We start from the raw sequence: 13,292 nt of genomic DNA, 5'->3' as shown, positions 1-13,292 counted from the left end.
GCAATGACGGAATACTTGGCTGCGACTTTGCCCTAATGCGCCGCCAGCGACCTCGGATCGCGCACCGGCCAACGGCCCGCCTCCACCAGCGTCACGAACCGCTCCACGCTCTCGTTGAACAATGCGGGCTCTTCGAGATTGAGCACATGGCCGGACTTTGGAAACATCGCCAGCCCCGCGGCCGGGAGATGCTTCTTCAAGAACAGGCTCGCCCCGACGCAGGGATCGTCCTCGTCGCCGCAGATGATCAGCGCCGGCGTCGCCGCGGCCTTGATCGCATCCGTCATGGTGTAGATCGAGGGGCGGCGGCCCTGGAAGCCGCGCATCGTGTTCGCCGACCCCCTGGCATCGTGCCGCGCCAGCGCGGCGTAGAAATCGGCGTGGCCGCGCGGGTCTTTCCCCAGGAAGGGAATCCGGCTCGGCGCCTCGCGCGTGACTTTTGCGACCTCGGCGGAGCCGAGCGTCTCGAACTGCTCTGCGTTGGCGCGGCACTGCTTGCGCCAGGCCTCCAAATTCTCGAGCTCCGAGCCTGAGCCGACGCCGGCAAGCGTCATCGACAGCGTGCGCTGTGGCGCGTTCAATCCGATCTGGAGCGATGAGTAAGCGCCCATCGACAGACCGACGAGATGCGCGCGTTCGACCTTGAGATGATCGAGCACCGCTAGCGCGTCGGTGTAGAAATGCTCGAAGGTGTAGACCTCGCCATCCGGCACGTCCGACGGTGTGTAGCCGCGCGCCGAATAAGTGATGCAACGGTGGCTGCGCGAGAAGTAGCGCATCTGCGGCTCCCAATTGGTGTAGTCGGCCGCGAACTCGTGCAAAAAGATAATCGGCGTTCCCTGACCCGCTTCTTCGAAATAGATGCGGACGTCGTCCCTGGTCGTGGCGTGGGGCATTAACCGTTTCCCTCTCTTCAAGCCGCCTTTGCAGGATTGCAGTTAATGCTGGTGTCCGCAATGCGGCAGCATCCCGCGAGCATCAACACAAAATCATCGCAGCTATTCGCCCGCACGGCGTCTTTTTCTTGCCACATCGTCCGGCTTAACGGCCTTTTCGATGTCGGCCACCGCACGGGTCGACTTGGGAAGTGGGGGTGTCAACGAGGATGAAGTATGGTTGAGTTGTTTGCGTCTCGCCTGTCGCGTTGTGTTGTCGCGCTGGCGATTTTCTTCGCGGCGGTTGCCGTGTTTGTTTCTCCGGCCTCAGCGCGGCCGCATCATCGTCATAGCGCAGAGCGGCACGGTTACGTGCATCACGCCAGGCATCATCATTATCGCCACCATGCACGCAGCTCGCGCTTCGAACGTGGCGCGGCGCAGTTGCGGGCGAGCGGCTTTGCCGACACGCAGGCCAGCTACAATCCGAATGCCAATAGCGGCACCGCCAATGACGGCATGGCTGCGAGCAGCGGCTTCGGCGGCGGATCGGGCCTCGTGTCCGAGGCGCGCCGCTATATCGGCGGCAATCCGACCGGGCGCGGCAGCCTGTGGTGCGCGCGCTTCATGAACATGGTGCTGCAGCATACCGGCCATCAGGGCACCGGCTCGGACATGGCGAGCTCGTTCGCACATTACGGCACGCGCGTCTCCGGTCCGCAGGTCGGCGCCATCGCCGTGATGTCGCGTGGCCGGCGTGGCGGTCACGTCGGCATCATCACCGGGATCGACGCGCAGGGGAATCCGATCATGATCTCCGGCAACAACGGCAATCGCGTTCGCGAGGCGCCGATCTCGCGCGGCCGCGTCTATGCCTATGTGATGCCGAATTGAGTTGAGAGATGCGAGGGGTGCCCTTGCGTCAAACAAGATCATCGTCCCGGACAAGCGTCAGCGCAGATCCGGGACCCATCACCACAGGCTTGCGTTGTTGTGCGAGTTGATAACCACGAGTCTTCGCCAAACCACTCTCTGTGGCTATGGGTCCCGGATCGGCGCGCGCTTTGGGTGCGCTTGTCCGGGACGGCGAACAAGGCTCACACCAATCTCGGCTCTTCCACCGCAACCGCATCCCCCACGTCGATCTCGCCATCGGCGATCACCTCGGCATAGATGCCGCAATTCATGTGGCCGAGATGGCGTGACAGCGTCGGGGGTATCTCGAGATCGCGCTTGGCCGTCACCGGGTCTACATTTGTGGCCGGGCAGCGGACAATGCGCTTGACCACGTTCAGCCGGGCCTGCCCGATTGCGAGCGTCTGGCCGACCAGGTCGAGCTCCGACCAGGCCGGCCAGCCCGTCACGTAGAGATTGGCGCGGAAGCGCAGAGGATTGACCGCTTTGCCGCCGAGCATGGTCTCGATGGCACGGACGCTGTCGAGATTGACGATGGACACGACCTTGCGGTCGACATCGGAAAAGCTGTGGTCGCGCCCGGACAGCACCTTCGGCGGCCCTTTCAGCTCCGGTTGGAAATTCTCCGTGAAGTAGCGTTCGATGGCAGCGCGGCCGTCCGCGGTCTCCAGATCGCCGCTGGCGACGATCTGGCCGTCCTTGCGGATGGTCAGGCGGTTGCTCGCATCGTCGAACCGGCTGTCGAGCGAGGCCAGCCGCTCGTTTCGTGCCAGCATCAGAAACTGGATTTTCGGCTTCCAGCTGGGTGCCTCGGGATCGAAGCCGCTCGGGCCGTTCTCGATGGCGTAACGGCGGTCGGCGGGCAGGGGCTGGCCGGTTCGCAAGGAGACCCGAGGCAGAGGCTCGGGCGTCAGGCCCTTAATCGGGTAGCGGTAAAGGCCGGTGATTTCGGCGGTATGGCTGGCTGTCATGCGGCTACTTAAGGGATTCGGCTCGCACCCGCCAAGCCGGCCGGTCAGCGCACGAAATTGTGAACTCGCCTCTTCCGATCCGAGGACGCCCTTCCCACATCTGGGTCAGGCCGGCGCCAGCGCCGGCTGATAACGACCGCTTGCCGTGTTGAGGAACGTCAACGCGACCGGCGGAAACCCAATGAAGATGCCGTTTGGGGTGCCTGAGAGGGCCCCATGGGCAGGCCGAGGGACAGAAAAGCTATGAATATCGAGAAGTATACCGAACGCTCCAGGGGCTTCATCCAGTCCGCGCAGTCGCTTGCGGTGCGCGAGGGGCATCAGCAGTTTTCCACCCTGCACGTCCTGAAAGTGCTGCTGGATGACAATGAGGGGCTGGCTGCCGGTCTGATCGACCGCGCCGGCGGTAATTCCCGCGCGATCCTGAAGGCGACCGAGGACGCCCTCAACAAGGTGCCGAAGGTCAGTGGCGGCGGTGCCGGCCAGATCTATCTGGCGCCCGAGCTCGCCCGTACCTTCGATGCGGCCGAAAAGGCCGGCGAGAAGGCCGGCGACAGCTTCGTCACCGTGGAGCGGCTGCTGCTCGGTCTCACGCTGGAGAAGACCAGCGAGGCCGGCGTGATCCTCAACAAGGGCGGTGTCACCCCGCAAAACCTCAACGCCGCGATCGAGGCGCTGCGCAAGGGCCGTACCGCGGATTCCGCGACCGCCGAGAACGCCTATGACGCGCTGAAGAAATATGCCCGCGACCTGACCCAGGCCGCGCGCGACGGCAAGCTCGACCCGGTCATTGGCCGCGACGAGGAAATCCGTCGCACCATCCAGGTGCTTTCGCGCCGGACCAAGAACAATCCCGTCCTGATCGGCGAGCCCGGCGTCGGCAAGACCGCCATCGCGGAAGGGCTGGCGCTGCGCATCGTCAATGGTGACGTGCCCGAGAGCCTCAAGGACAAGAAACTGCTCTCGCTCGACCTCGGTGCGCTGATCGCGGGTGCGAAATATCGCGGCGAGTTCGAGGAGCGGCTGAAGGCCGTGCTCCAGGAGGTGACCGGCAGCGAAGGCAATTTCATCCTGTTCATCGACGAAATGCACACGCTGATTGGCGCGGGCAAGGGCGACGGCGCGATGGACGCGTCCAATTTGCTGAAGCCGGCGCTCGCCCGCGGCGAGCTGCACTGCATCGGCGCGACCACGCTCGACGAGTATCAGAAGCACGTCGAGAAGGACGCGGCATTGGCGCGGCGCTTCCAGCCGATCTTCGTCAGCGAGCCCTCGGTCGAGGACACCATCTCGATCCTGCGCGGCCTGAAGGACAAGTACGAGCAGCACCACGGCGTGCGGATCACCGATTCCGCGCTCGTGGCCGCGACGACCTTGTCCAACCGCTACATCACCGATCGCTTCCTGCCCGACAAGGCCATCGACCTCATGGATGAGGCGGCTGCGCGGCTGAAGATGCAGGTCGATTCCAAGCCGGAGGAGCTGGATTCGCTCGATCGCGAGATTATCCGGCTCAAGATCGAGCAGGAGGCCCTCAAGAAGGAAAGCGACCTCGGCTCCAAGGCCCGGCTTCAGACGCTCGAGAAGGATCTTGCCGAACTCGAGGAGAAGTCGGCAGCGCTGACCGCGCGCTGGAGCGCGGAGAAGAGCAAGCTCTCCGACGCCCAGAAGCTGAAGGCCGAGCTCGACAGCTTGCGCGTCGAACTGGCGAACGCCCAGCGACGCGGCGAATTCCAGAAGGCCGGCGAGCTGGCCTATGGCCGGATCCCACAGCTCGAGAAGCAGCTTGCCGATATCGAGGCCAAGGAGAGTTCCGGCGAGATGATGGAGGAGGCGGTGACCGCCAACCACATCGCGCAGGTGGTTTCCCGCTGGACCGGCGTGCCGGTCGACAAGATGCTGGAGGGCGAGAAGGAGAAGCTCCTGAAGATGGAGGAGCAGCTCGGGCAGCGCGTCGTCGGCCAGGCCGAGGCCGTGCGTGCGGTCGCGACCGCCGTGCGCCGCTCGCGTGCGGGCCTGCAGGACCCGAACCGGCCGACCGGCTCGTTCATGTTCTTAGGGCCCACCGGCGTCGGCAAGACCGAGCTGACGAAAGCGCTCGCCGAGTACCTCTTCAACGACGAGACCGCGATGGTTCGCCTCGACATGTCCGAATACATGGAGAAGCACTCGGTGTCGCGGCTGATCGGCGCGCCTCCGGGCTATGTCGGTTATGACGAGGGCGGTGCCCTCACCGAAGCCGTGCGGCGGCGGCCTTACCAGGTCGTGCTGTTCGACGAGATCGAGAAAGCGCATCCTGACGTCTTCAACGTCCTGTTGCAGGTGCTCGATGACGGCCGCCTGACCGATGGCCAAGGCCGCACCGTCGATTTCCGCAACACGCTGATCATCATGACCTCGAACCTCGGTTCGGAATTTTTGGTGAACCAGCCCGAGGGCGAAGACACCTCAGCCGTGCGCGAGCAGGTGATGGGGATGGTGCGCGGGCATTTCCGTCCCGAATTTCTCAACCGCGTCGACGAGATCATCCTGTTCCACCGCTTGCAGCGGAGCGAGATGGGCCGGATCGTCGAGATCCAGTTCGCGCGGCTGCAGAAGCTGCTGACCGATCGCAAGATCGTGCTGACGCTCGACGCCTTGGGGCGCGATTGGCTCGCCGCCAAGGGCTGGGATCCTGCCTACGGCGCCCGGCCGCTGAAGCGGGTGATCCAGCGCTACCTCCAGGATCCGCTCGCCGAGATGATCCTGGCCGGCGACGTCAGGGATGGCGACACGGTCGCGATCTCGTCCGAAGGCAATGTGCTGACCTTCAACGGCAAGGCACAGCAGACCGCGGAGATTGCCCAGTTCGAGGCCCCGGCGTCGAAGCGCAAGCTGAACTGAGCGCCAGCGCGCATCGCGAAATAAAATCGCCCCGGAGAGGTCGTTCTCTCCGGGGCGATTTTTTTCGTTGGCGCGATGCTCTCTCCGTTCCTTCCCCCACAAGGGGAGAGGGAACGACCCCGCGTGGGGCGTTAGTCGGGCCTCAAGGCGTCAAGCCTTACTTCCTCACGACCTTGTAGATCGCGTTCTCGATGTCGGAGCTGAAATAGATGACGCCGGAGGCGCCGACGGCGACTCCTGTCGGGATATTGCTGGGCAGGCCGCCCGGCGCGCCGATCAGGCCGATCGGAAGATTGGCCGCGATCTCGGTGACCGTGCCGCTGTCGGGTGCGATCTCGATCAGGCGCTTGGCGCCGACCTCCGCCACGATCAATCTGCCGTCGCTGCCTCGGGCCAGGCCTTCGGGCATTTTCAACTCTTTGGCGAGCACGGTCTTCTCGCCGTTCTTGTCGATCCTGGAGACGGTGCCGGCAAAGGCTTCGGTGACGTAGACCTCGTCGCCCGATCCGCCGACGAGCCCGACCGGGCCCTCGAGACCACCGACCACCGTGGCGCGGTCCTTGCCATGCTCGCCGCTGACGCGGACAAGCGATTTGGTGCCGAGCTCGGCCACCAAAATACTGCCGTCGGAGAGCACGATCGCGTCGTGCGGCGCCTTGAAGCCGTGCAGCATGTCGCGCGTGGCGCCGGTCTTGCCGTCGATTACCTGGACCGTGCCGGTGAACCAGCTCGACAGGATGACGTCGTTGCCCTTCGCGGTCGCGCTCATCGGATATTCGAGGGTGACGCCGTCGGCGTGCATGCGCGCCTTTTCGGAGACCTCGCCGGTCGCGCCGTCCACCGTGCGATAGGCAAATACGTCGGCGACGTGGATCGTATCCTTACCGTTGTCCGAGGTGACACCGATGCCGCCGGGCAAAGCGAGCTTGCCGATGATGACCTGCTTCACCAGACCGGTCACCGGATCGACCTCCTGGATGCCGTTGTCGGCCATGTTGGAGACGTAGATGCGGTCCTTGTCGTCGATGGCGAGATTGTCCAGCGACGGCTTCAGTTGCGCGACCATGGCTTTGGTGCCGGACTTGGGATCGACGCGCACGAGCTGGCCGAGCGCGGTGTCGACAACCCAGAGATTGCCCTTGGAATCGAAGTTCACCGCGGCCGGGACCTTGAAGCCGTCGGCAACCACCGTCAGCTCGGCCTTGTCGACGTCGACCTTGGCGACCTGCCCCTTGAACCAGAGCGGACCGTACAGCTTGTCGTCGGGACCGAACTCGAAGCCGTTGAGACCGCCCATCTCTCCATGATCTGACGCGGCGGTTTGACGCCCTCGACGTCGATTTCATAGAGGGTGTCGCCGAGGAAAACGGTGGTGGCGTAGAGCCGGCCGTCCTTGCGGTAGGCGAGCGAGTTGATGCCGGGCAGGCCGCTGGCCAGCTTCTTGATCGGGCCGTCGCCCTTGCGCGCATAGAGGTCGCCGGCGAGGAATCCGGTCCAGGCCATGGTGCCGTCGGGTGCGAATGCGATGTCGTCGGCCATGCCGACAGGAGCCGGGATGGCAATCTTTGCGGTGCCGCCGGCGATGTCGACTTCGTAGAGCGCTGCACCTGCGACGCTGCCCGCAAACAGACGGCCGGCCTTGTCGATTCCGAGCCCGTGGACGCCATGAAACGCCGAGCCCGGGACGAGTTTGGTGACCTCCCAGTTGTCGGCAAATGCGCTCGTGGTCGAGACAATTGCAGCGACGAAAGCTGCGCAGGCGAACCTGTGATTCATGGCGAGACCTCCCGATTTTTTGGAAAGTATTCGCCCGTCATGCCGCTTTGGCAAACGAAACTTGAAATTGTGCGCGACCAAATGACGTCGCGGCATGATCATCTTTTTTTGGAGATGTCCGGTTCGAATTCGGCCGGCGATCCAATCAGCGGTTGCTGATCTGGAGCGGGCCGCCGGTCGCGTCCGACATGCGGGCGATGGCGCCGCCCCGGCCGCTCATCATGCCGTCGAGACGGTCGCGCTCCTTCTCGAAGCCGGCGAGCATCGGGCCTTCCAGCGAACGGCCGCGTGGCAGTTTCACGCGCATCGGGTCGACGAAGCGGCCGTTGACGAGAATTTCGTAGTGGACATGCGGGCCGGTCGACTGGCCGGTCGAGCCGACGAAGCCGATGACCTGGCCCTGCCGCACCTTCTTGCCGGGCTCCATGCCCTTGGCGAACGCCGACATGTGGCCGTAGGCGGTCTCATAGCCGTTGTTGTGCTTGATGCGGACATATTTGCCGTAGCCGCCCTCGAGCTGGGCCTTTTCGATCACGCCGTTGCCGGCGGCGAAAATCGGCGTGCCGTAGGCGGTGGCCCAGTCGACACCGGTGTGCATCTTCACATAGCCGAGGATCGGATGGCGGCGGCCGCCGAAGCCGGAGCGCATGATCGCGCTGTTGACGGGCTTGCGGACCAGGAACTTCTTCGCGCTCTTGCCGGTCTCGTCATAGTAGTCAACGACGCCGTCGTCGGGGCTCTGGTAGCGATAATATTTCTTGGTTTCGCCGCCGACCGTGAGCGAGGCGAACAGCACTTCGCTCTTGTCGACCGCCGTCGAGCCCTCGTCCTCGCCGGCGTAGAACACGTCGAAGGAATCGCCCGGCTGCACCTTGCGCTGGAAATCGACGTCGTAGGAGTAGATCTTGATCATGTCGTCGATGACCGGCATCGGCACTTTGTTGCGCATCGCGGTCTCGTAGATGCTCTGGTAGAGCCGCACGCCGCTGCCGTCATCGTCGTCATCGTCTTCGCTGTTGGCGTTGGCCGTAGCGTCGGCGACGGTGTTCATGCTGGAGACGTCGACCGCGACGTATTTGCCGAGATCGGACAGTGCCGCGATCGCCTCGACCACGGTGTCGTTGGCGACGACGACGCGATAGGGCTGCAGCCTCGCGCCGGGGCTTGCGGGCGCCATCAGGATGCGAAGCTTTTCGCCTTCCTTCAGGCCGCCGTCGCGGCCGCGCGGACCGAGGGTCGCAGCGATCGCCTTGATTTCGTCGGGCGTCGCGCCGAGATCGCGCAGCACGGAGCCGACGCTGTCGCCCTTCTTGACGACATGGACGCGCTCGCCGTTGGGATTGCCGCCGGTGATCTGTTCCTTGGTCTTCGGCAGCAGCGTGACGTTTTCCGGCACCACGCGGGTCTCGAAACCGGCATAGGGATCGGACGGCGACACTTCAGTGGCGTAGGCCATCTTCATGTCGGATGAGCCGGCCGCGCCGGAGACGTCGGCGGTGGCGTTGGCGAGCGAGGCGTAGCGTACGCCGCCATTGCCGCGCCAATTTGCGGCGTCGCGCACCCGCATCAGGATGTCATCGAGCGCCACCACCGCGGAAATCTTGGCCTTCGGCAGCACCGGCGAGAGGTCCTTGGTGACGAAGGAGACCTCGGCGTCGGGCTCGACGGCCTCGGGATTGTTCGGATCGTCGGAGGCGGTCTTCGGATCGGAGCCGACGTCGGTGAGCAGACGCTGGGCATTGAACGGCGGGATCTTCGCCGACAAATCGCTCGTCGTCATCGACAGATTGCCGGCGATCCGGACGAAGGGACGCACGCGCATCACGTCGCGGCTGCCGACGCGGGCGACCGTCGAGACGCGCACGATGTTGCGCGAGGCGGTGGAGTCGTTCGGCGGCGGCAGGCGGTCGCTTTTGTGCAGTGTGACGGTGCGATCGGCGGCACCGAAGGCCCCGCGCAGCGCGCCTTCGACCCGCTCCGGCACCTTGGCGAAGGTCATTTCGCCGTCGAGAGATGCGAAAACGGCGCCGCCGATCAGGGCTGCGCCGCAGAGTCCGGTCAGAATTGTGCCGCTGAACCATTGCACCGAGACGCGACGGCGATCGATGACGGCGGCCTCGGAGCCATCGACGGACAGCGGCGGCTCGTGGCCGAGATCGATGATCCCGGTTTCACGCCCGTAAGCGCCGCGTGACGTCCTCTGGTTCAACCCAAGTCCCCCATCAACGACCCGAAAATCTTCGCTTCGAGCTCCCCCCGGTTGCCCTCTTGCAGGGGCATCGCGGGAAAAGCCGTGCCGCACAGGTGTTCGCGCTCAGTAGGCCCCGGATGAGGCCCGGCCGAAATTACGAACAGCAGGGCAGGTGAAGGTCTCTCGATGTCTTTCGAATGTCCGAAGAAGGCCGCGTCATCATCAGATCGCCTTCTCTGGACCCCATGAAAATCGTAGGCAGCCCCCACTGGCATCCTGCGATTCAAGCTTGTCTCTTATCAGAACGCCGCGGGATTGTGGCTCTAGTACGGCGCCCAATATGGAAAAAGTTTCCTGAACGGCCGGGCGCAGGGGCCTCGGGGAGGGGCGTCGCCAGTCGCCGCCGGAGGCCCTCAGGAGCCCCTCCGGAGCCCCCGGCGGGCCAAACTTTTTTTCAGATTTTTTACGGTCCGACCTCCCCTCGGCCGCTCCGCGCCCCTCTAATTGACTGGAATCGCTAGAATTTTTTCGCCAATCCACTGTGCGACGATTTGTTGACGATTGGCGTTGACAGCCCGGAAGGCGGGGCCTATAACCCCAACCACTGAGCGCGGCGCCGCCGGGTCACTGACCAAGGCGAGCGAACGCGCCACTGATGCTCCTCAACTTGTTGAGTGACACAACAGCCGACACAATCGGTTGGAGTCATTCGACGTCGGTAAGAGTGTCGGAACCCTTCCACTCCGGAAGGTTGGGGCCTCCACGGTCCCGGGCTGTTTGACAAGTGAAGATGAAGAAAGAGAAACGTGGACGGCGGAGTCCTTGCGGGTCTCGCTTCTGAAAAGCTTCGGCTTTTCTGATCGAGACCGGACGAAAGACTTCGGCGGTACACGTTTCAAAGGAAACACCATCGTTGCCCGCGATGTGAATCGCAGGCAGCACATCGACTTCGGTCGATAATGGTGGGACCTCGTCAAACGTTGTGATCAGCCGGTTCAAAGTTCAAGTCCAACTTGAGAGTTTGATCCTGGCTCAGAGCGAACGCTGGCGGCAGGCTTAACACATGCAAGTCGAGCGGGCGTAGCAATACGTCAGCGGCAGACGGGTGAGTAACGCGTGGGAACGTACCTTTTGGTTCGGAACAACACAGGGAAACTTGTGCTAATACCGGATAAGCCCTTACGGGGAAAGATTTATCGCCGAAAGATCGGCCCGCGTCTGATTAGCTAGTTGGTAGGGTAATGGCCTACCAAGGCGACGATCAGTAGCTGGTCTGAGAGGATGATCAGCCACATTGGGACTGAGACACGGCCCAAACTCCTACGGGAGGCAGCAGTGGGGAATATTGGACAATGGGGGCAACCCTGATCCAGCCATGCCGCGTGAGTGATGAAGGCCCTAGGGTTGTAAAGCTCTTTTGTGCGGGAAGATAATGACGGTACCGCAAGAATAAGCCCCGGCTAACTTCGTGCCAGCAGCCGCGGTAATACGAAGGGGGCTAGCGTTGCTCGGAATCACTGGGCGTAAAGGGTGCGTAGGCGGGTTTTTAAGTCAGGGGTGAAATCCTGGAGCTCAACTCCAGAACTGCCTTTGATACTGAAGATCTTGAGTCCGGGAGAGGTGAGTGGAACTGCGAGTGTAGAGGTGAAATTCGTAGATATTCGCAAGAACACCAGTGGCGAAGGCGGCTCACTGGCCCGGTACTGACGCTGAGGCACGAAAGCGTGGGGAGCAAACAGGATTAGATACCCTGGTAGTCCACGCCGTAAACGATGAATGCCAGCCGTTAGTGGGTTTACTCACTAGTGGCGCAGCTAACGCTTTAAGCATTCCGCCTGGGGAGTACGGTCGCAAGATTAAAACTCAAAGGAATTGACGGGGGCCCGCACAAGCGGTGGAGCATGTGGTTTAATTCGACGCAACGCGCAGAACCTTACCAGCCCTTGACATGTCCAGGACCGGTCGCAGAGATGTGACCTTCTCTTCGGAGCCTGGAACACAGGTGCTGCATGGCTGTCGTCAGCTCGTGTCGTGAGATGTTGGGTTAAGTCCCGCAACGAGCGCAACCCCCGTCCTTAGTTGCTACCATTTAGTTGAGCACTCTAAGGAGACTGCCGGTGATAAGCCGCGAGGAAGGTGGGGATGACGTCAAGTCCTCATGGCCCTTACGGGCTGGGCTACACACGTGCTACAATGGCGGTGACAATGGGATGCTAAGGGGCGACCCTTCGCAAATCTCAAAAAGCCGTCTCAGTTCGGATTGGGCTCTGCAACTCGAGCCCATGAAGTTGGAATCGCTAGTAATCGTGGATCAGCACGCCACGGTGAATACGTTCCCGGGCCTTGTACACACCGCCCGTCACACCATGGGAGTTGGTTTTACCTGAAGACGGTGCGCTAACCGCAAGGAGGCAGCCGGCCACGGTAGGGTCAGCGACTGGGGTGAAGTCGTAACAAGGTAGCCGTAGGGGAACCTGCGGCTGGATCACCTCCTTTCTAAGGATGGCTCTTCAGAAGCTTGCTTCTATCGAGCTGTTTTAGAAACATCAGGGGCCAACAGATCGCCAGATCGTTGAGCTCCATTGGCGGGATTTCGCCGTCTACGTTTCTCTTTCTTCGCGGACGAACACGCGCTGGGCCTGCAACGGCAGGCTCCAGGGTCCTTAACGGGATATGCGTTAGGGGCTTGTAGCTCAGTTGGTTAGAGCGCGCGCTTGATAAGCGTGAGGTCGGAAGTTCAAGTCTTCCCAGGCCCACCACACTCATCGAGTGAGCATTCGTCTTCTGGTTACGGGGCCATAGCTCAGCTGGGAGAGCGCGTGCTTTGCAAGCATGAGGTCGTCGGTTCGATCCCGTCTGGCTCCACCAGATGGTTTGATCACCGAGATCTTGTACCGTCGTCCGCGAAACATCACTTCGCATCCTGCTAGTCTGGATAGACAGCAAGATGCGTGTTTTCTGACATCGTAAAGAGGAGATCGATCCGAGTTGGGTCGTGCAGCAGATTGTTGCGCGGATCCTTCATTATCTCCGGATCATTTTCGGCGCTCGTCGCTGACCGCAAGGTTGGCAGCGAGTTGTAAAATGATCCTTTTAGCGAAGCTTGACCGCCTCGCTATCGGAACGATCTTACGAAGCAAGCTGGTCTTTCTAATCATTGTCCGGCTGTACGTAGCGTTCATCGAGGGCGCGCGCCTTAGAGATTTCGATCTCTTGGCGATCGTACAGACAACATTCTGCCGAGTGTGTGGACATTGATAATGAGAGCAATCAAGTGCCTTAAGGGTGTTCGGTGGATGCCTTGGCGCTGAGAGGCGATGAAGGACGTGCTACGCTGCGATAAGCCGTGGGGAGCTGCGAAGAAGCTTTGATCCGCGGATTTCCGAATGGGGAAACCCACCTTCGATAGCCGGAACTCCAAGACCTTTGTCGAAAGACATCGGTGTGGGGTTCGATCAGATAATGTGAGAAGCCAGGCCTTTAGATTTCGATCGAAGAGGTTTTGGATTTCCGGTTATCAAGAGAAGGTATGAGACTTCTGAATACATAGGAGGTTTCAAGCAAACCCAGGGAACTGAAACATCTAAGTACCTGGAGGAAAGGACATCAACAGAGACTCCGTTAGTAGTGGCGAGCGAACGCGGACCAGGCCAGTGATACATCAAAGACAATCGGAACCGG

6 protein-coding genes, 2 tRNA genes, 2 rRNA genes and 1 pseudogene (1 of these 11 running past the window's edge) are annotated in these 13,292 nt (G+C 62.0%); 6 read left to right on the top strand and 5 right to left on the bottom strand.

Annotated features, from left to right (window positions below):
• Positions 1–32: 32 nt before the first annotated feature.
• Positions 33–896 carry an alpha/beta fold hydrolase gene (locus ACWAT4_RS36345; RefSeq protein ID WP_449729316.1) on the bottom strand — a complete coding sequence of 288 codons (864 nt, stop codon included), beginning with the start codon at positions 894–896 and terminating at the stop codon, positions 33–35.
• A gap of 216 nt (positions 897–1,112) precedes the next feature.
• Between ACWAT4_RS36345 and ACWAT4_RS36340 the strand changes: the two genes are divergently transcribed.
• Positions 1,113–1,769, top strand: a complete 657-nt coding sequence (locus ACWAT4_RS36340) for a TIGR02594 family protein (RefSeq protein ID WP_212297306.1) — start codon at positions 1,113–1,115, stop codon at positions 1,767–1,769.
• A 203-nt stretch (positions 1,770–1,972) separates the two neighbouring features.
• On the opposite strand, the gene ACWAT4_RS36335 is transcribed toward ACWAT4_RS36340, so the two are convergent.
• Positions 1,973–2,761, bottom strand: a complete 789-nt coding sequence (locus ACWAT4_RS36335) for an MOSC domain-containing protein (RefSeq protein WP_449729315.1) — start codon at positions 2,759–2,761, stop codon at positions 1,973–1,975.
• A gap of 243 nt (positions 2,762–3,004) precedes the next feature.
• On the opposite strand from ACWAT4_RS36335, the gene clpB reads away from it, so the two are divergent.
• Positions 3,005–5,644 carry an ATP-dependent chaperone ClpB gene (clpB, locus tag ACWAT4_RS36330; protein WP_449729314.1) on the top strand — a complete coding sequence of 880 codons (2,640 nt, stop codon included), beginning with the start codon at positions 3,005–3,007 and terminating at the stop codon, positions 5,642–5,644.
• Between the two features lie 157 nt (positions 5,645–5,801).
• On the opposite strand, the pseudogene ACWAT4_RS36325 reads toward clpB, so the two are convergent.
• The 3 genes and pseudogenes from ACWAT4_RS36325 to ACWAT4_RS36315 all read right to left on the bottom strand — a co-directional run bounded on the left by ACWAT4_RS36325 (position 5,802) and on the right by ACWAT4_RS36315 (position 10,610).
• Positions 5,802–7,420 (bottom strand): annotated as a pseudogene (locus ACWAT4_RS36325) (hypothetical protein).
• A 145-nt stretch (positions 7,421–7,565) separates the two neighbouring features.
• Entirely contained in the window at positions 7,566–9,629 is a 2,064-nt protein-coding gene (locus tag ACWAT4_RS36320) for a M23 family metallopeptidase (protein ID WP_212297303.1), read from the bottom strand.
• Positions 9,630–10,316: 687 nt separating this feature from the next.
• Positions 10,317–10,610, bottom strand: coding sequence for a hypothetical protein (locus ACWAT4_RS36315; protein ID WP_143270136.1), 294 nt, complete (start codon positions 10,608–10,610; stop codon positions 10,317–10,319).
• A gap of 10 nt (positions 10,611–10,620) precedes the next feature.
• Between ACWAT4_RS36315 and ACWAT4_RS36310 the strand changes: the two genes are divergently transcribed.
• The 4 genes from ACWAT4_RS36310 to ACWAT4_RS36295 all read left to right on the top strand — a co-directional run.
• A 16S ribosomal RNA gene (locus ACWAT4_RS36310) occupies positions 10,621–12,107 on the top strand.
• A 186-nt stretch (positions 12,108–12,293) separates the two neighbouring features.
• Positions 12,294–12,370: transfer RNA gene (locus ACWAT4_RS36305), tRNA-Ile, on the top strand.
• Between the two features lie 33 nt (positions 12,371–12,403).
• A tRNA-Ala gene (locus tag ACWAT4_RS36300) sits at positions 12,404–12,479 on the top strand.
• Between the two features lie 400 nt (positions 12,480–12,879).
• Positions 12,880–13,292 (top strand): 23S ribosomal RNA (locus tag ACWAT4_RS36295); it runs 2,460 nt beyond the window's last position.
• The 16S and 23S rRNA genes sit together here with 2 tRNA genes alongside, the layout of an rRNA operon.

It is taken from the genome of Bradyrhizobium sp. T-1 (assembly GCF_053592855.1).
This window is presented reverse-complemented; position numbering and strand designations above follow the sequence as displayed.